This is a genomic window from Rhodococcus tibetensis (assembly GCF_024438035.1).
Taxonomy (GTDB): domain Bacteria; phylum Actinomycetota; class Actinomycetes; order Mycobacteriales; family Mycobacteriaceae; genus Rhodococcus_F; species Rhodococcus_F tibetensis.
Map to the genome: position 1 here is coordinate 276,724 of NZ_JANFQF010000003.1, position 18,293 is coordinate 295,016.

19 protein-coding genes and 1 pseudogene are annotated in these 18,293 nt (G+C 65.3%); 11 read left to right on the forward strand and 9 right to left on the reverse strand.

What is annotated here, in order from left to right; genetic code table 11:
* Nucleotides 1-137: 137 nt before the first annotated feature.
* Nucleotides 138-1,421, reverse strand: a complete 1,284-nt coding sequence (locus tag NOF53_RS05430; protein WP_255966191.1) for a PucR family transcriptional regulator — start codon at nt 1,419-1,421, stop codon at nt 138-140.
* Between the two features lie 204 nt (nt 1,422-1,625).
* Between NOF53_RS05430 and NOF53_RS05435 the strand changes: the two are divergent.
* Nucleotides 1,626-1,781, forward strand: a pseudogene (locus tag NOF53_RS05435) (SDR family oxidoreductase); the annotation flags it as partial.
* Between the two features lie 109 nt (nt 1,782-1,890).
* Here NOF53_RS05435 and NOF53_RS05440 read toward each other — a convergent pair.
* Together NOF53_RS05440 and NOF53_RS05445 are read right to left on the reverse strand one after the other, a co-directional pair.
* The gene (locus tag NOF53_RS05440; RefSeq protein ID WP_255966193.1) at nt 1,891-3,087 is read right to left on the reverse strand and encodes an acetyl-CoA C-acetyltransferase; all 1,197 of its coding nucleotides are present in this window, start codon (nt 3,085-3,087) and stop codon (nt 1,891-1,893) included.
* 55 nt (nt 3,088-3,142) lie between these two features.
* Nucleotides 3,143-4,312 carry an acyl-CoA dehydrogenase family protein gene (locus NOF53_RS05445; protein WP_255966195.1) on the reverse strand — a complete coding sequence of 390 codons (1,170 nt, stop codon included), beginning with the start codon at nt 4,310-4,312 and terminating at the stop codon, nt 3,143-3,145.
* 348 nt (nt 4,313-4,660) lie between these two features.
* Between NOF53_RS05445 and NOF53_RS05450 the strand changes: the two genes are divergently transcribed.
* Both NOF53_RS05450 and NOF53_RS05455 read left to right on the forward strand, forming a co-directional pair.
* Entirely contained in the window at nt 4,661-5,185 is a 525-nt protein-coding gene (locus NOF53_RS05450; protein ID WP_255966197.1) for an SDR family oxidoreductase, read from the forward strand.
* A gap of 42 nt (nt 5,186-5,227) precedes the next feature.
* Nucleotides 5,228-6,097, forward strand: a complete 870-nt coding sequence (locus NOF53_RS05455) for a LysR family transcriptional regulator (RefSeq protein WP_255966199.1) — start codon at nt 5,228-5,230, stop codon at nt 6,095-6,097.
* Here NOF53_RS05455 and NOF53_RS05460 read toward each other — a convergent pair.
* Entirely contained in the window at nt 6,037-6,930 is an 894-nt protein-coding gene (locus NOF53_RS05460) for a LysR family transcriptional regulator (RefSeq protein ID WP_255966201.1), read from the reverse strand. The two genes, NOF53_RS05455 and NOF53_RS05460, sit on opposite strands and share 61 nt — an antisense overlap.
* A gap of 140 nt (nt 6,931-7,070) precedes the next feature.
* Nucleotides 7,071-7,274 carry a cold-shock protein gene (locus NOF53_RS05465; protein ID WP_255966203.1) on the reverse strand — a complete coding sequence of 68 codons (204 nt, stop codon included), beginning with the start codon at nt 7,272-7,274 and terminating at the stop codon, nt 7,071-7,073.
* 228 nt (nt 7,275-7,502) lie between these two features.
* On the opposite strand from NOF53_RS05465, the gene NOF53_RS05470 reads away from it, so the two are divergent.
* The 5 genes from NOF53_RS05470 to NOF53_RS05490 all read left to right on the forward strand — a co-directional run bounded on the left by NOF53_RS05470 (nt 7,503) and on the right by NOF53_RS05490 (nt 10,516).
* Nucleotides 7,503-8,033, forward strand: coding sequence for a hypothetical protein (locus NOF53_RS05470; protein WP_255966205.1), 531 nt, complete (start codon nt 7,503-7,505; stop codon nt 8,031-8,033).
* Nucleotides 8,034-8,119: 86 nt separating this feature from the next.
* Entirely contained in the window at nt 8,120-8,449 is a 330-nt protein-coding gene (locus NOF53_RS05475) for an ArsR/SmtB family transcription factor (RefSeq protein WP_255966206.1), read from the forward strand.
* A complete protein-coding gene (locus NOF53_RS05480) occupies nt 8,449-9,144 on the forward strand; it encodes a cation efflux transmembrane domain-containing protein (protein WP_255966208.1) in 696 nt (231 codons plus the stop codon). The genes NOF53_RS05475 and NOF53_RS05480 overlap by 1 nt, the downstream gene beginning before the upstream one ends.
* A 122-nt stretch (nt 9,145-9,266) precedes the next feature.
* Entirely contained in the window at nt 9,267-9,554 is a 288-nt protein-coding gene (locus NOF53_RS05485; protein WP_255966210.1) for a YiaA/YiaB family inner membrane protein, read from the forward strand.
* A gap of 50 nt (nt 9,555-9,604) precedes the next feature.
* The gene (locus NOF53_RS05490; protein WP_305086470.1) at nt 9,605-10,516 is read left to right on the forward strand and encodes a DUF5995 family protein; all 912 of its coding nucleotides are present in this window, start codon (nt 9,605-9,607) and stop codon (nt 10,514-10,516) included.
* A gap of 14 nt (nt 10,517-10,530) precedes the next feature.
* Here the strand turns inward: NOF53_RS05490 and NOF53_RS05495 are convergent, their stop codons facing one another.
* From NOF53_RS05495 to NOF53_RS05510, 4 genes are read right to left on the reverse strand one after another with little or no spacing between them, the layout of a single operon-like run.
* Nucleotides 10,531-12,516, reverse strand: coding sequence for a 5-oxoprolinase/urea amidolyase family protein (locus NOF53_RS05495; protein ID WP_255966212.1), 1,986 nt, complete (start codon nt 12,514-12,516; stop codon nt 10,531-10,533).
* The gene (locus NOF53_RS05500) at nt 12,513-13,169 is read right to left on the reverse strand and encodes an urea amidolyase associated protein UAAP2 (protein WP_255966213.1); all 657 of its coding nucleotides are present in this window, start codon (nt 13,167-13,169) and stop codon (nt 12,513-12,515) included. Before NOF53_RS05500 ends, NOF53_RS05495 begins: the two co-directional genes overlap by 4 nt.
* A gap of 2 nt (nt 13,170-13,171) precedes the next feature.
* Nucleotides 13,172-14,011 (reverse strand): urea amidolyase associated protein UAAP1, encoded by an 840-nt coding sequence (locus tag NOF53_RS05505; protein ID WP_255966214.1) that lies wholly within the window; start codon nt 14,009-14,011, stop codon nt 13,172-13,174.
* 1 nt (nt 14,012) lies between these two features.
* Nucleotides 14,013-15,560 carry an amino acid permease gene (locus NOF53_RS05510; RefSeq protein ID WP_255966268.1) on the reverse strand — a complete coding sequence of 516 codons (1,548 nt, stop codon included), beginning with the start codon at nt 15,558-15,560 and terminating at the stop codon, nt 14,013-14,015.
* A 221-nt stretch (nt 15,561-15,781) separates the two neighbouring features.
* Between NOF53_RS05510 and NOF53_RS05515 the strand changes: the two genes are divergently transcribed.
* The 3 genes from NOF53_RS05515 to NOF53_RS05525 are packed head-to-tail and all read left to right on the forward strand — an operon-like array spanning nt 15,782 to nt 18,292.
* Complete coding sequence (locus NOF53_RS05515; RefSeq protein WP_255966215.1) at nt 15,782-16,510, forward strand: TetR/AcrR family transcriptional regulator; 729 nt, start codon at nt 15,782-15,784, stop codon at nt 16,508-16,510.
* A 40-nt stretch (nt 16,511-16,550) separates the two neighbouring features.
* Nucleotides 16,551-16,880 carry a type VII secretion target gene (locus NOF53_RS05520; protein WP_255966216.1) on the forward strand — a complete coding sequence of 110 codons (330 nt, stop codon included), beginning with the start codon at nt 16,551-16,553 and terminating at the stop codon, nt 16,878-16,880.
* Nucleotides 16,877-18,292 (forward strand): hypothetical protein, encoded by a 1,416-nt coding sequence (locus NOF53_RS05525; RefSeq protein ID WP_255966217.1) that lies wholly within the window; start codon nt 16,877-16,879, stop codon nt 18,290-18,292. The genes NOF53_RS05520 and NOF53_RS05525 overlap by 4 nt, the downstream gene beginning before the upstream one ends.
* Nucleotide 18,293: the final 1 nt, after the last annotated feature.

Here is an 18,293-nt window from a genome sequence, read left to right on the forward strand (position 1 = left end):
AACAGCGTGCATCGACACCGCAGCGATCCTGCGGTGTCGAGCGCGCGGCCCACGACACTCACGACAAGGAACCGGCGAACCATACTGAATCGACTGGACGCAGCGGCCCTAGCGGCAGCCGGGCTGTCCTGCGGTGGCTACATCCCCCTCGCCTGATCCGGTGTCAGGACCACTGGTCCCAACCATTGGCACGCGAGCAGGGCCAGTTCTACGGCCAGGCGGTCCCGGGTGAAGTCCTCACCTCGTTCCTCCGCCGCCCGCTTCACCCGGTATTTCACTGAGTTGTAGTGCAAATCGAGCATTTTTGCGGCAGCAACATTGCTGAGGTTGTTTGCGAGGTAGACCTGCACGGTCTCGCGCAGGCGGGCCGCATTCTCGGTGTCGGCGGCTAGGCCGCGCAAGACGCTGCGTACCCACATACGGGTAGCCGCGAGGTCCTCTGTCAGCAGTGCGACGGTCGACACTCCTGGTTCGTCGTACGCGGTCACGACAGGCGCGTTCTTTCCCGCAGCGATGGCGAGCGCTCGTGCGCGTTGAGCACGCGTGTACGACTGCCGGAATCCTTCCGGGCCGTGGGTAATTCCGCCGACGGCCATAACCAGCCCCGAGTGACGGGCATGGAGGAAATCGCGCAGTTCACCGTAACCTCGCCCGGGAGCCGAGCGTGTACCGAGGGGAACCCAGACCCATCCGGTGACACGGTCGGCCGCGACGAACAATGGATCGGTCACTGCCCCCATGAACATCGAGAAGTCGTGTGCAGTCGATTCGATTCTGGCCAGCATGTCGCCTGATCCGGTATCGGGATCCCAGATGATGGCCGCCAGGTGATTTTGATGCAGAACATAGTTGAGGGCAGCGCTGGTCCCTGCGTCCGGTTGTTCGTTGCCCGCCAGGATTTCCTGGACTCGGACGGCACGAACGCTGCTTTGGTGTGCCAACCACCGTTCCCGTTCGCGCTCGTAGACTGCTACAACCTGCTGCGACACCCTGTCGATGTACACCGACATCACGGTAATGATGCGCTCGAGCACCGGAACGCCGAACTCCGGCTCAACCGCTTCCTCGCCCAACTCGTCGAAGACCAACTTGAGAAGACTGGTCTGTCCGAGTCGATATGCGCGCACGAGTGCGTTGACGGGAACCCCTTGCTGAGCAAGACGTCTCGCGTACTCCACGGCCGCCGCTGGAGGCTCCAGATTCTCCGGTGCAATGTTGTGCTGCAGCGTGTGAAAGATGGTGTCAAGGTTACTCTCGACACTCGCCCCGAGCAGCTCGACCAGCTGCCGATCGGCACGCAAATCGGGAATCTCGGTGTACAACACGTCGGCGATGTTTGCAGTCAGCGACACCAACCGCTGGTTCAGAGAGCTTGCGATTCGTGCGACCAACAGCGCGGTGCGCTCGTCGTGTGAAGCCATGCGAAGACAATAGAGCAGTTATCGCCTGCGCATGAGGATTCACCTAGAGCGCCATCCTCCGACGCCCTGCCTGCACGTTTCTCTTCAGCCGACAGTCCACGTCCCCACCCACACGACACGGGCTTGTCCGGAGAGAACAGGGGAAGTCGCGGCATCGGACTTGCGATCGCCCGGGCAATCGCGAGCCGCGGTGGAAACATCGTCGTGTTGGCCAAGTATGGAATGACGCTGGCGGCGGTGGGCGACCTCCTCGGCGGCTCCGAAAGCCTCCGGCACTCAAGCTCTCCCGAGATCATGGCCGACGCTGCAATTGAACTACTCAGCCGTCCGGCCGGCACCGACAACGGTCGCACAGTCCTCGCCACTGCGGGATGACACTGCATTTATCTAGTTGAGGTGACCACGCTTTCTGTGAGCACGTCGAGACAACGCCGTTCCGCCCGCCGGCGGACCCGGGTGTCAGTGAGCTCTAGACACCCTCGACGATGGCGGCCATTCCCTGTCCTCCGCCGATGCACATCGTGATGAGCGCCTTGCCGCCGCCACGCCGCCGCAATTCATGAAGAGCAGTGGTCGTCATCCGCGCACCGGTCGCGCCGATGGGGTGGCCGAGTGAGATGCCGGACCCGTTGACGTTGAGGCGGTCCCGGTCGTCGAACCCCCATTCCTTCAGGACGCCGAGTACCTGACACGCGAAGGCCTCGTTCAGCTCGATCAGAGTGAAGTCGTCGAAGGTCGCACCGGTCCGGTGGAACAGCTTGGACGTGGCCGCGACCGGTCCGAGACCCATCAGTGCCGGTTCGCACCCGGCGGCGGCCCACCCTGTCAGAAATCCCATCGGCTCGAGGCCGAGTTCGCCGAGTTCGTCCTCGGCCACGACGAGCATTGACGACGCCGCGTCGTTCTGCTGGGACGCGTTGCCCGCGGTGACGACACCCTCCGGGAGGGCACTGCGCAGCCACGCCAACGTCTCGGAGGTGGTTTCTGCGCGAATCCCCTGGTCACGCGCTACTACGGACACGTTGCCCTTGCGGTCGGCCATCTTCACCTCGATCACCTCGTCGTCGAATTTTCCTGCCTCCCAGGCGGTATGGGCCTTCGCGTGGCTGTCGGCAGCGAAGGCGTCCGACTCCTCACGGCCGACGCCACACCGTGCCGCGACGTTCTCGGCGGTCTCGATGATCCCGCTGATCTTCCCGAACCTCCATTCCGGTTGGGAGCGTTCGCGCCCGCGGTCGAGGCGGTCGTACAGGTTCAGCGAGCCGGCCCGAGTGCCCCAGCGGGCACCGGTGGTGTAGTGCTCGATGTTGCTCATCGACTCGACGCCACCGGCGAGCACGACGTCGGCTGCACCGGTTTGCACCATCATCGACGCCGTCACGAGGGCCTGTAGTCCCGTGCCGCACCGGCGGTCGGTCTGCAGTCCGGCGACGCCGATCGGCAGTCCCGCTTCGAGAGCCGCCCACCGGCCGATGCACGGGGCCTCGGAGTTGGCGTACGACTGCCCCATCACGACGTCCTCGATGAGGATCGGGTCGATCCCCGACTGCGTCACAGTCTCTTTGATCACGCTGGCGGCCAACGTTTCTGCTGGGACGTCGCGCAGTGCGCCGCCGAAGCGGCCGACCGCGCTGCGGACCGGGACGACCAGTGCTGCTCTCCGCATATGATTTTCCTTGTTTCAGGAAGCCAGGGCTCCACAGATCACTTTGTGTACGGGTTCAGAGTGCTTTCTTCGCTTCGCGGACGAGGCCGCCGCCGATGATCAGCCGCTGGATCTCGCTGGTGCCCTCGTAGAGACGAAGCAGGCGGATGTCCCGGTAGATACGTTCGACCGCAACACCTCTCATGTATCCGCTACCACCATGAACCTGCACCGCGAGGTCGGCCACCTTGCCTGCCATCTCGGTGCAGTACAGCTTCGCCACGGACGGGGCGATCCGCCGGTCCTCACCGCTGACGTACTTCTGCGCCGCCTCGCGCACCAGCGCGCGGCCCGCGGACACGCCCACCTGCTGGTCGGCGAGCATGGCCTGCACCAGTTGGAAGTCACCGATCGGGGTGCCGCCCTGCTTCGTGACCGCCGCGAAGGCGACGGACTCGTCGAGCGCGCGCTGGGCACTGCCGACGGCGAGGGCGGCGATGTGCACGCGGCCCCGGGCAAGGGAGGTCATGGCGGCGCGGTAGCCGGCCTCCTCGCTGCCGCCGACCAGGGCGGATTCGGGGACGCTGACGTCGTCGAACGCGACCTCCGCCGTCCAGGCACCCTCCTGGCCCATCTTCTTGTCTTTCGGGCCGACCACTACACCCGCAGTGTCGGCGGGAACGAGGAACACCGCGATCCCGGTGCCCGTCTCGTCAGCGGGACGGGTGCGGGCGAACACGACGAACAGATCGGCCGACGGCGCGTTGGTGATGAAACGCTTGGTCCCGTCGATCGTCCACTTGCCGTCCTTCAGGACAGCGCGGGTGGTCAGGCCCGCCGGGTTCGACCCTGCCTCCGGCTCGGTCAGCGCGAACGACGCGACCACGTCACCGGACGCGATGCGCTCGAGCCATTCCGACTTCTGCTCGTCCGTACCGAAATTCACCAGCACCTGGCCGGCGATCCCGTTGTTGGTGCCGAACATCGACCGCAACGCCAGACTCGTATACCCGAACTCCATCGCCAGTTCCACGTCTTGCGTGAGGTCGAGTCCGAGCCCGCCCCACTGCTGCGGGATGGCGTATCCGAACAGACCCATCGCCGCCGCCTTACGGCGAATGTCGTCCGGAATCACATCTTTGTCCGCGATTTCGCTCTCTCTCGGAATTACTTCCTTCTGAATGAAGGTTCTCGTCTGCGCGAGAATGTCCTTGAAGTCTTCGTCACTTACTTCACGTTCAGCCATGAGGCGAATATCTCGCAACCCGGCCCGGGTGTCAAGTGCGTGACGGAGCGGAAACGCCCTGCACAGAGGCGATTACAAACCATAGGAAGAGGTTAACTCTCGGTTTCCTTCGGTGTCTTTGACGACGGCGGATAAAAGCACTTGACTAGGTGGCAGCCTCCGGACGAATTCCTCGACTCGGACATATTCGCGAACAAAGAAATTTACCTAGTGAGATGAGATATTCCCGAACAGCTTCCGGATCCACGGCGATTACGGCTACTTCGGATCACCTCATGCTCGAGGCACCGTCCCTCTCACCGGTGCAGGCATCCACCCCGGACAACGACAATCCAAGGGAACACACACATGACACTTCTCGAGGGACGGGTCGCCGTCGTCACCGGCGCGGCCCAGGGAATCGGTTTCGAGATGGCCCGCAAGTTCGCGAGCGAGTCGCTCGCCGATTTCCGCTCCGTCATCGACGTGCACCTGCAGGGCGCGTGGCTGGGCACCCAGATCGCGTCGATCGCGATGCGGGAAGCCGGCAAGGGTTCGATCGTGAACATCTCGTCGATCTCGGGCAAGGTCGGCATGGTCGGGCAGACCAACTACAGCGCCGCGAAGGCCGGCATGGTGGGTCTGACCAAGGCGGCCGCGAAGGAGGTCGCTCACCTCGGGGTCCGGGTCAACGCGATCCAGCCTGGCGTGGTGAATACGGACATGATCCGTGCCCTGCGCGCCGAGATCATCGAGGCGAAGCTCGAGGAGGTCCCGATGGGCCGCGGCGCCGAACCCGAGGAGATCGCCAACGTGGCATTGTTCCTCGCGTCCGATCTGTCCAGCTACATGACGGGCACCGTCCTGGAAGTCACCGGCGGACGTCACATCTGACAACCGGCGGATCGGTCGCGACGCAGGCAGTAGTCTGCACTGGTGGAGTCGCGACACGTCGAGTACTTCCTTGCCACCGTCGACAACGACGGCTTCGCACTCGCGGCAGAGGCCCTAAGCGTCACCAAGCCGTCGTTGTCGAAGGGGCTGCGCAATCTCGAGCGTGACCTCGGTGTCGAACTGTTTCACCGTGTTGGCCGCGGCCTGGTGCTCAGTGCGGCGGGCAAGGCATTCGTCGGTCCGGCGCGGAAGATCGTGCGAGACCTGGTGGCCGCCGAAAGCTCACTTGTCGACGTCTCGGGACTGCCGCGCGGCCGACTCGACATCTGCGCGTCGGCGCACGTCGCGGAAGGCCCTGTCACGGAACTGATCGGGTCCTTCCGCAAGCAGTATCCCGGCGTGGTCGTCCGGCTCGCCGACCTGCGACCGGTCGACGTCATCGCGTCGCTGATCCGCGACGGCCACTGTGAAATAGCCTTCAGTCATTTCCCCTTTGCTGCAGCAGGATTGACGACGCGCGCCCTCGGAATTCACGAGTACTGGCTGGTTGTCCCACAGGACGCCGAGATCACCTGGCGTGATCCGTTCCCCCTCGACGACCTTCCGAATATTCCCGTGGTGGGGCTACCGAAGGAATCGTCGTCGCGCACCGTCATCGAGAAGGCGCTGCAGGCCGCAGGGAGCCGGACGATCATGTCGGCCGTCGTCGAGCAGCGGGAAGCCGTCGGCGCGTTCGTCGTCGAGGGCGTAGGAATGTCGTTCATGGAACGCACCCTTGCGGAACGGGCCGCAGTCGGCGGCGCGCGGATCTGCACCCTCGACCCGCCGATCACCGCCCCGTACGGGGTGATCTACGACGAAGCCCGGCTGTCTCCGGCCGGACGGGCCTTCCTCGACTCGCTCGCGCCGTGATCCCCGTCGAGCGCGGCGATGAACGCCGCCGCCGCGGGCGGAACCGGATCCGGTCGATGGACGAGACCGATGGTGCGCACCTCCGGCGGTGTGAGCGAGCGCACCACGACCCCCGGAAGTTCCTGCTCGGCGACGCGCCGCGGGAGCAGGGTCGCCCCCGCGCCCTGGACAACCAATTCCCACATCGATTGACGATGCGCACACTCGACGGCGATGTTGTTCACCGGCAGTCGCGGACGCGACCCGATCTCCACGATCATCGGAATGTCGGCAAGCAGATCGACTGACACCGGGTCGGGTAGCTCGATCGCCAGATCGGCGTGAAGTGCGAGCACGATCTCCTGTTCCCCCACCAACCGGAACTCGAGCCCCTGGTTGTCGACGAGAAGTTCGGTGAGCCCGAGGTCGCACTCACCTGACCGGACCGCGCGGCCCACGCGGTCGGGAACGTCCGCCGACACCGTGGACAGGAGCACCCGAGGGAACTGTTGATGGAACCGGCCGATGAGACGCGGAAGCGGATCGGCGGCAAGGGAATTGAGAACAGCAATGGTCAGCGTGCCGGACCGCAATTCCGCGACGTCGTGCACGACGGCCCGTGCTCGCTCGACATCTGCGAGGACCTGCCGTGCCGCATGCGCGAACGACATACCCGCCGGGGTGATCCGCAGCTTCCGCCCCCCGCGATCGAACAGTTCGACACCCAGATCGCGTTCGAGAGTGCGGATCGCCTGCGACAGCGACGGCTGCGCGATGAACAGGGCACGCGCGGCCTCGGTAACACTGCCGTGATCGGCCACGGCGACGACGTACTCGGCGTCCCGGATATCCACGACTCGAGTTTAGCTACCTGGGGTCGGTCCGCCGCTTCATCTGCGGGCCCGACTCCGCCTGCCGGCTTCGGACAGCCGACTGGAATGCACGCGTCCGGGACGGGGCCGCTTCCACATGGACGCGGCCCCGCGGAGGCTCGTCAGACGGCCCGCACACCCTGGGCTTGCGGACCCTTCTGGCCCTGGCCGACCTCGAACTCCACTCGCTGGTTCTCGTCGAGTGATTTGTAACCGCTGCCCTGAATCTCCGAGAAGTGAACGAAGAGGTCAGCTCCGCCGTCGTCCGGTGTGATGAATCCGAAACCCTTCTCGCCGTTGAACCACTTCACAACGCCCTGTGCCATCTCTTTGTCTCCCTGCCGCAACTACGAGCCAGGACCTCACAACGAAGTCCCGATCTCACCCCTGATCCTGCCAGCCTGCGAGATTTGTTCAACGGCCCGGTTCCGCCGAGCAAGCCAGGATCTCGTTCGGTGCGGTCACTCCTCCGATGGACCGGCAATGAGAACCGGCATCAGTGGAGGTCAGGCTGTCCGAAAGAGTGGCCGGCGGGTTCGGGTAAGTTTCCGCACATGAGATCCGCATCGTGGATGAGCGCGGTGGTTGGGGCGCTGTCCGTCGCCGCCGCTGCCACAGCGTGGCGGAGAGCGAACCTCGCCGACCAGGCGAGGCGCGCTGCCGAATACGAGCGGGACGCGGCGCTGGAGCAAGTCGCAGAGATGATGCGGACTGCTCGAGGCGCGCAGCGGACCTTCCCGGACCCGCAGAACGTCGACTTCCACGTCCGACGTATCCGCGGATCGATCGACCGGTTCCGGCTCCGCAATGCAGGAGCGAAACCGGCCACGAACGTGCGATTCGTCATCGATCCGGAGGACCAGAAGAATCGCCGCGTTCCGACGCCACAATGGCTGGGCGACGCACCCGTAACCTTGCTGCCGAACCAATGCGCTGACTTCGCAGCGAGCGCTCTCTCTCTCGTCGCCGGTTCCTGGCGGATCGTGTTCCCGGCATTCGTCACCGTGCTCTGCGACGAAGGCGACACCCCCGTACAGATAGACCTGCCGACTGCTGTCGTTGCCGAAGACGGTTCGATCGGCTGATCACCCGAAACAGCGACTCGTCGCCGGTGCAGCCCGCCATTCTGTTCACTGTTTTCTGAATACAGAAATCAATGTACCGTGCAGGCATGGAGACGCTGGTTCATCGCGATGCCCTGGCTCGCTTCGGTTATGCGCTGTCCGACTCGACGCGCACGCAGATCCTGCTGAGCCTGAGGTCGGGTCCTGGGTATCCGTCCGAACTCGCCGAGCAAATCGGAGTCTCCCGGCAGATTCTGTCGAATCATTTGGCGTGCCTGCGCGGATGCGGTCTCGTTGTGGCCGTGCCCGAGGGCAGGCGTAGTCGTTACGAACTCGCTGATCCCCGCATCCGCACAGCACTGGACGATTTGATCGGCCTGGTTCTCGCGGTCGACCCGTCATGCTGCCCGGACGCGGATACCGAGGGGTGTTGCTGATGACTCCCGAACTCGGCTTTCCCGGACTCGAGCCGTCGCTGTCGATCGACCGCCGGAAGCTGCTGGCACGGCGTATTCAGTTGTTCGTGGCTGTGACGATCAGCTACAACGTGCTCGAGGCGATCATTGCTCTGACCGAAGGGGTACGGGTGTCCTCGACCGCACTGATCGGGTTCGGTTTCGACTCGGTGATCGAGGTTTCCTCTGCGGCAACGGTCGCCTGGCAGTTCGCAGGAAAGGACCCACAGTCGCGGGAGAAAACAGCACTGCGCATCATCGCGTTCTCGTTCTTCGGCCTCGCCCTCTATGTCACCGTCGACGCAGTCCGATCGCTTCTCGGATTCGGCGAGGCACAACCGTCGATCGTCGGAATCGTACTGGCAGCAGTGAGTTTGGGTATCATGCCGGTGCTGTCGTGGGCGCAGAGGCGCGCGGGCCGAGAGCTCGGCTCACGCTCCGCCGTGGTGGATTCCAAGCAAACATTGCTGTGCACGTATCTCTCCGCCGTTCTGCTGGTCGGCTTGGTTCTCCACAGCCTGTTCGGTGTGTCCTGGGCCGACCCGATCGCCGCCCTCGTCATCGCCGTGATCGCCGTGAAAGAGGGCGTGGGCGCCTGGAGGGGCGACCCCTGCTGTCCGACACCGTTGGCTGCTGCTGATCACGACGGACCTCACTGCAACTGCTGCGACGACTGACTTCGACGACAGATGCAGAGAGACGGCCGGCCCCGAGATCGGAACGAGCACGCGGATCTACCCGTGGAAGTCGGGTAGTGCTACTCATGTCTTTCGCAAACTCGACCACCAGGCTGGGTTCTATGACACCGACACCGACATCCAGAACGACCACCGCCTTTTTCGTCCAGGCGGGTATCGCCTTTGCGATCAGTTTCGCGGGGTCGCTCATCGGGATCGCCTACCTGCCGATCGATCCGTGGCAGCGAGGATTTCTCTGCATGACCTTACTGTTCCTGGTGACGAGTACGTTTACGCTTGCCAAGGTGGTGCGCGATCACCAGGAAGCGTCGACGGTGCGCGTCCGGGTGGACGAGGCGCGGCTCGAGAAGTTGATCACCGAGCACGACCCCTTCAAGACCGTGGCCTGATCGCGACCGCTCACCGCACAATACTGTAGACAACTCGCTATGCTCCGGCGATGAAGTTCGCGAGAACGTCGACTGTCCTACGCTCGGCCGTCACACTCTGCGCGGTGATTGTCAGTACCACAGCGCTTCCCACACTGGTGTCGGCGCAGCCCGCAGGCGCCGTGAGCACGGCATGTGGTGAGGCGCTGACACAGCCGGAGGTCGCGCGGATCGTTGCCCTCTCCGACCTGTCGACTCTCCCGGACACCCTGTCGCTCGGACGCCTCGAAGACGAGGTGGCGCGTCACGCCGAGATCACCGCTGTTCTCGTGCGCCACCACGATCGCCGCGGACTGTTCTCCCTCGGACTCGACGCGGTGGAACACTCTGCGGTGATGCCTCTGCAGCGCGACCCCACGGCGTTCGCGGATCGCCACTGGGCACACGCGATCAGTTCGGATCTCCTGCGCCGGTATCTTCGTAACCTGCATGCCGAGTTCACGGGCGCCGCCGTCGAGCCGCAGTGGGAGCGGTACTTCTCGCTGTCGAAGCAATGCTCCCTCAGCCCCGCCCGCGTCGCCATGGTGGGATACAACGCGCACATCACGATGGATCTGGCACGGGCCGTTGCCTCTTCCGGCACCTCCACCGACGACATCCCCGGCTACTACAAAATCGTCGATTCCATTGCTCGCGACGGCGACACCATCGTCGCCGATACCAAAGATGTCTACGGTGCCGATCTCGGGCCGCTCTGGCGGTTCTACTTCGTCGGCGAGGGCCTCGATCGGCTGGCCGGCTCCGATGTTCCCTCGGACCTTCTCTTGCGCGCCGCGGACAGTGGCTACAACACTCTCACTCTCGCCAATGGCTTCGCTCTGCAATCGCCGGACTCGGCGCCTGCTGCCGAGTCGGAGATGGCGGCTCTGGTACAGGCCAACGACGCCGCCCTCGGAGTCCTGTCCGACCTCGGTGGGCTCTGAGGGCAGCGCCCTCCTCACCCCACCGTCGCGAATTCCCCGGCAGCGGACCATCTCTGCCGTTCGGCGGCGAAGGCGACAGCCTGCCCGGCGCGGAATTCGCTGATCGAATCGGCGTGGGCGCTGAGAAACTGCTCGTGTTCGGCAAGTGAGAACGTGCCGTCGGTGATGTCGACGCCACCACCGCGCCCTGCCGCGACCTCGGATCGCAGATCCATCAGTTCCTCCGGTTCCACGGGATACCAGGAGATCCGGTCGAAGAAGCGAAGCAACCACGGCGTTCCGTCTTCGAACGGCCCCGACTTCTCGGGGTGCCGATGGTTCCACACTTGGGTGGTACGGCCGACGAACTGGTATCCCCCCGGTCCTTCCATTCCGTAGATGCACAGGTATGCCCCACCGATGCCGACCGCGTTCTCGGGGGTCCAGGTGCGTGCGGGGTTGTATTTCGTCGTCACCAGCCGATGACGCGGATCGAGCGGCGTCGCCACGGGCGCACCGAGGTAGACGTCCCCGAGGCCGAGCACCATGTACTCGGCGCCGAACACCGTGTCGAAAACGTCGCCGACACTTCCGAGACCGTTCATGCGGCGGATGAACTCGATATTCCACGGGCACCAAGGAGCGTCGGCGCGAACTCCGTGCATATACCGCTGGATCGCTTCTCTCGTCGACGGATCGTCCCACGAGAGCGGCATCCGAACGGACCGACTCGGTACGACGAGCTCGTTCGCGGCCGGCAACGCGTCCTCGGCGTCACTGAGCAATCCCATGAGCTTGGGGATGGGCAGCACGTCCGGATCGACCCTGACCTGCAACGACCGGATCCCCGGGGTGAGGTCCAGCAGACCGCCAGGCTTCTCGATCTCGAGCCGCTGATGCAAGGCATGCGCTCGGGCCCGCAGCGCGAGATCCAGGCTCATCTCACCGTATTCGACGAGGACATTGTCGTCGCCGGAGCGCCGATAGGTGACGGCTGTGTCGCCATCGCGCCGGGCGATCACGCCGTCGTCGCCGTCACCGGCCGTGGAGAAGACCGACGAGTGGACGGCGCGTCGGGCGGGACCGAGCGCGCGGGTCGACGCCGCCCTTCCTGCCTTGATGGGTACGAATCGCACTGTGTCTCCCGGGGCCAGCTGACCCAGCTTCCATCGTTCCGCCGAGACCACGGTGACCGGGCAGACGAATCCTCCGAGGCTCGGCCCATCCGGCCCCAACAGAATCGGCGTGTCTCCGGTGAAGTCCAACGCGCCGACGGAATACGCGTTGTCGTGAATGTTGGAGGGGTGCAGTCCCGCCTCCCCGCCGTCGGTGCGGGCCCAGTCGGGTTTCGGCCCGATCAGCCGCACCCCGGTGCGGTCCGAATTGAAATGCACCTCGTAATCGGTCCCGTACAACGTGTCGATGTCGGACCGGGTGAAGAATTCGGGAGCGCCGTGCGGTCCTTCGGTGACCGCAAGTTCCCAGCGCTTGCACAGTGCCGGAAGATGTTCTGCGGGAACGGCCGTCGCATGGATCCCGTTCGCGTCACCGGTGACGAGAATGTCACCCTGTCGCAAGGTCCGGCCCTGGTGACCGCCGAACTTGCCGAGGGTGAACGTCGAGGCACTCCCGAGGTAGTCCTCGACCTCGAGGCCGCCCTGCACCAGCACGTAGACGCGCAGACCGGGACCCGAAACCGTACCGACGTCGAGTACGCCCCCCGCCGGAACGTGTACCGGGCGCCACTGCGCCGCAAGGACGCCGTCGACGGTGACCGGTGCGGGTGCACCCGTCACACACACCACCGCGTCCCGGTCGAACTGCAGTGCTGGACCGGCCATGGCGCACTCGAGTCCGGCGGCGCCCTCATCGTTCCCGAGGGCGGTATTGCCGAGCCGGAAGGACAGATCATCCATGGGACCCGACGGCGGAACCCCGATGTGCCAGTACCCGGTCCGGCCAGGGAAGTCCTGCACCGTGGTGAGCATGCCCGGCCGCTGCACAGTGATCTTGCCGGTCATCGTCGTACTCCCGTCGGGCGGGTCACGATCATGCGCACCGGTGTCGGATCGAAACCGTTGCAGGGGTTGTTGATCTGCGGGCAATTGGACACAAGTACCAGAACATCTCGTTCCGCGCGCAGGGCAAGCCGCTTGCCGGGCGCCGACAGGCCGTCGACGATTCCCAGTGTCCCGTCCGCCTCGACGGGAACATTCATGAAAAAGTTGATGTTCGACACGAGATCGCGCTTGCCTATCCCCCACTTCGAACCCTCGACCAGGAAGTTCTCGACGCACGCATGCTGATGTTTGGTGTGGTGGCCGTATCGCAGAGTGTTCGATTCTTGTGAGCACGCTCCGCCCACGGTGTCGTGGGAGCCGACTTCGTCCGCCACCAGGGTCATCAAGGCATCGTGGTCGTCGGACCTCAAGACACTGCCGGTGGTGAGGAAGAGGTTGCGCTGCGAAGACACGGTCGCGGCCGCCGAATACCGCTGCCGGTCGTCGTCTGCGGCGTAGATCAGGGTGTCCACGGCCTGATTCCCGCACAGGTCGACAATGGTGAGGACGTCGCCGGCCTCGACGACGGCGGACCACGGCCCGCGGGCGCCGACTTCTTCGTCCAGGACGACCGTTCCCGGTACCAGGGCCGCGGTCTCGATGCTGGTGGTCATGCCTACTCCTGCCCCTGTGACTGCGCAGCAGCCCAGACGTCTTCGGTATTGAGGTATGCGCGCCGGTATTCCGGCTCCGCTTCTGGCGGCACCTCGATGCGCCCGCCCGACCACGCGAGAACCTCGAGCGTGGTCGTGTCATAGGTCGGTGACGGGTCCACCGGGTGAGCGGTATTCGCAATCAGGACGATGAGCGGGAGATGGAGGACGAGTTCGACCACAGTGTCCGGCCCGGCCGACCCGATGCTGTTCAGGGAGCCGTCCGCATCGACTCGTATGCCGTGGAACAACGACAGTGACGGTGGCAGATCACGTCGGTCGAGGCCGTGTTTCGCCGCGGCCACCGTGAAGAGTTCGCGGCCTGCCGGTGACGGCGAATGCAGCGATCCGTCCCCATACTTCGCAGTGTTGGACGCGAGGGATGTGGTTCCGCACAAGGCGTCGTGGTGACCGGAGGTGTCGGCGACGACGGTGGCGAGCACCCGGCCCTGATCCGACAAAAGCGGATGTCCCTCACCGATATACGCCTGCCACGGCACCTTGACGGTGTCGGCGACGTTCAACCGCTCCCACGGCGCATCCGCACGGAACAGCAGAACGTGTGCGCAGGCCCGTCCCTCCAGATCGCGCAACCGCAGGCGCGTTCCCCGATTGAGGACCTTGCTCGTGTATCGGCCACCGGGGACCGTCTCGGCCCACGTCAGGGCCGCCGGGTCCACCCCCGCCGGGGGCGTCGGCCACGCCGACGCCGGGACCACGGGCATCGATCGGGTGATCGCGCCCGCCTGGGCGCGCGCGTGTTCTTTCGCGGCAGTGGTGGTCGAGGTGTCCACTGAGGTCATGTCAGGCTCCGATCGTGACGGGGTTCGGGACGGTTCGGCCGCGCGGGAAGCAAAGGATCCCGAGTGCGATCACGGCGGCGACCGTGACGGGTGCGGCCCACCGCAGAAGCGGGTAGTCCCCGCCCGGATCGAAGACTTCGGCTCGAGGCCACGACAGGTTCACCACCATGAGGGCGCCGTAACCGACAGCCAGAATGTTCACGGGCAAGCCGAGCCGTCCGAGCGAGAAGAGACTCCGGCCGTCCACGTCGACCTGCGGACCACCGTGCGGCCACCCCTTCAGACGGCGGAGCAGGAGGGGCACCGTGACCATCAGATAGGCAAGGTAGATCAGGATGATGCAGACACTCGACAAGGTGGCGAAGATCGCGGAGTTTCCGACGTTCACTGCGAGGATGGCGATGCAGACGATACCGATGAGGACGGACGGCGCAATCGGGGTCCCGGTGCGAGCGTTCACCTTCGAGAGCACCTGCGATGCAGGCAACCGACCGTCGCGAGCCATGGAGAACACCAACCGAGATGCCGCGGTTTGGATGGCGAGTGTGCAGACGAAGACGGCGACCGCGACATCGGCGAGAAGCAATGTGCCCCAGGGAGAGCTGAGAATTGACGACAACACGTAGGGCAGGCCCTCCGCGGCGAGGCGTCCGTCGGTCAGGCTCGGTGCCGCCATCAGCGCGCCGATGATCATCAGGCCACCACCGAGCGCCGAGACCGACAGCGCCAGCCGGATCGTGCGCGGTGCCACCCGTCGCGGGTTCCGCGTCTCCTCCGCGAGCTCGCCGGCCGAACCGAACCCGACCATCACGTAGGCGGCCATGAGACCGGACACGATCCAGGCCCAGCCGTAACCGGGGTCGGTGCCCGCCGTACCCGTGTCGAACACGACCTGCGGGCCCCGCTGCGCGTGGGTGAGGAACATGCCGACCACCGCGATGACTCCGACGATCTCGCAGGTGACACCGATGTTGTTGATACGCGACATCCAGTTCACGCCGATGCAGTTGATGAAGGTGGTGAGCACCAAAAGGACCGACCCGAGCAGTACCGCATTGGCGGCGCCGCTCGCGGACGTCAATGTGCTGTCCTCGCCGAGGATCTGGAACCCACTCCACACGTTCGGAAGCACGACCTGCAGTGCGATTGCCGCGGCCGAGGCAGTAACCATCTGCGCCAGGATCATGAACCAGCCGGCGAACCAGCCCACCACCTCCCCGCCCATCCGGCGGGACCACTGGTAGATGGCGCCGGAGATGGGGTACCGGGCGGCCAATTCGGCAAAGTTGAGCGCCACCATGAACTGACCGACGAACACCACCGGCCACGTCCAGAAGAACGCCGGCCCGGCGAAACCGAAACCGAGACCGAATAATTGAAAGATTGTCGTGAGTATCGACACGAACGAGAATCCGGCCGCGAACGAGGCGAACTTGCCCAGCTTCCGGTGCAGTTGCTGCTCGTAGCCGAACGCACCGAGGTCGCCGGAGTCGTCGGCCGTCGCACCTCCGGACGGGACAGGAGGTGCATGTACCGCTGCGGACGGCACTTGCGCAGTCCTCGTTGGTGTACTCAAGGGCCTTCTCCTTCGGCGAGAGCAATATCTGTCGATCGATAGTTTTCTCTCGCGCCTCACCCGATGGGTGACGCGGACGTATACAGATCGGCCCCGGCTGTAACAGGATCGTTGCAGAGGTTTCCGGGGTATGACGGAACGCTCACGGCGGGTGCCCACGGTGGCGTGGAGGACCGACCTGACATCATGAACAGGTGACCACCGGGCCGGGACGACCGCGACTGACCAGCCAACGCAGACCGGGTCGGACGACGCCCGAGGAGATACTCGACGCCGCCGGAGAGCTGTTCACCACCAAGGGCTTTGCTGCCACTTCGACACGCGAGATCGCCGACATGGTGGGCATCAGACAGGCATCGCTCTATCACCACTTCGCCAACAAGGAGGAGATCCTGGTGGCGCTTCTCGAAGAAACGGTCTCCCCCGCGCTCGCCACCGCCCGACTACTCGCGACTGTCGATGCGCCGGCCGTCGTGCGCCTGCACGCCCTGGCCACCTATGACGTCACACAACTCACCGGCACGCGCTGGAATCTCGGTGCCCTCTACCTCTTGCCCGAACTACGCACCGAACGCTTCGCCCCGTTCCGCGCGCAACGCATGCGGCTGCGCTCCCACTACCAGCACTACGCCGAACAGGCGCTCATCGAGATCACGGGCGGCGACACCGAAGTGGTCCCCGGCCTCACCGATCTCCCTTTCCGCATCGTCGAGAGCGCCATCGCGACCCGGGCCGACGTCGAGAGCGGAGCGGTACCGGTACCAGAGAGCGCTGATGCCGCGGCGCTCCTCGCCGACGCCTGCTTGCGCGCTCTCGGATGGGCGACGCCGCTCGACGGGATCCGTGCGCGTTCACGGGTTCTCCTCGCCGAGATGGCGGGCGGCACGCCTCGCGACCTCCGGCCGCCGAGGTCGGATCTGTGAGATAAACTCTGGCGAACGCTTACTACCTTGGGGGGTTATCTTGAGCGATGTCTTTGTCGTCACGGACGGCATCAGGAATTACGGCGCCACCGCTGCGCAGGCCGCAGAGCAGATCAGTAGCGCTGCTGCGATCGACCTCGGTGCGGATCTCGCCGCGCTGGTGCCGGTGTTCGGCCCGATCGGAGCCGACTTCCTCGCGTCCTTCGCGGTGGCACAAGGCAACCATGCCAAGTCGGTGGCCGAACTGGCATCCCACTACGCCCACACCGCTGTCGCGGCCGGGGCCACCGCCGCCTCCTACGATTCTGTCGACGCCGCCAACGGCGGCGCCCTGGGAGACATCGGCGGCGCCATCGGAGGCATCGCATGACATCTCCCGAGCCCGCCGGCGAGACCGGACACCCGTCGATCCTGGATCTGCTACAGGGTTCTCCGGTCGGCGAGGCTCTGAACACCCCGCTGCCGAGCACTCCACTCGAGGCGCTGCAGGGTTCACCGCTCGCCCCACTGCTCGAAGCCCCGCTCGGCGAAATCGCCGCGCGGGCGCTTCCGGAACTGCCACCGCTGCCGGCTCTTCCGTCGTTGCCTCCGAATCCCGTCGAAGCCCTCCTCCAGGGACAGGGCCTGCCCGAGCTGCCGGGAGTCGACGAGTTGTTCAAGCCGCTCACCGACCTGGCGGGCAGCTTCGGTTCCGGGACGTTCGGATCCTTCGATCCGACATCGATCCTCGACATGTCTTCCGGTCTGATCGATCAGGCCATGTCCGTGAGCATGTCGGGGCTGAAGGCGCTCGACCACATCTGGCAGAGCCAGGCGGCGCAGGCCGCGCAGACGCAGGGACAGCAGGCTCAGGCGAGCGGCGCCGAGTTGAGCGAGCGTGGCACGCAAATCTCCGGGACCACCCAGACTGCTGCTGCGTCGGTGGCTCGTGGCAATGCGAACCTGATGACCATCTCCGAATCGTTCGCAGCCACGGCGGTCGCTGCAGCGCCCATGGTGATGACGCCGCCCGGGCAGGCGATGCTCCTCGCGTCGGCCGCCGAACACATCAAGGCTGCGATCGGAGTGGTTACGCAGACGCGAACCGAGCTGAACGAGCAGACTCTCACGATGAACGGCCTCGCGGCACCGGTGCCCGTACCGCCGCCGCCCGGACCGGCCGCCGCCGCCGCACCGCCGTCGCCGTTCGCTGTTGCCGGCACCGTGCTCGAGAGCGTCGGCACGCCGATGGTCTCCACGGTCACCGACAGCCTCGATCAACTCGTCTCGGCCACGACCAAGGCCGCAAGTGTCTCGCCGAGTGACGTGTCCGCAGAGTCCGTCGTGACCAGGTCAGGCCCTGCCGCGGCGGCCGGTGCGGCGCACGGCGTCCCCGGTTCGGTGGGCATCGCAGGTGGCACCGGAATCGGCGTGTACGGCGCGGGCGGCGGAACAGCTTCTGGGAGCGGCGCTTCCGTGCCGCGTACACCGCTGGTCGGTCCCGTTCCGCCCGGCGCTACCGGGGCGGGGACTCCGAATGCCACCGGGACGCCGGGAGCGTTCGGCACATCGACAACGACGGGAATGGGTACAGGTCCAGGCGGCCCGTTGGGAGCCATGGGCGGTGGCGCAGGAATGGCGACGGGCCGCGGGGCCGACGAACAGCTCACCGGCCGCACCACACCCGGCTACCTGGTGAACGCGGGCGACAGCAACGCCTTCGTCGGTGACCTTCCGATGGTTGCTCCTGCCGTCATCGGCGGCGAAGATCTCGACAACGGAACGATCGACACGAGGAACTGAG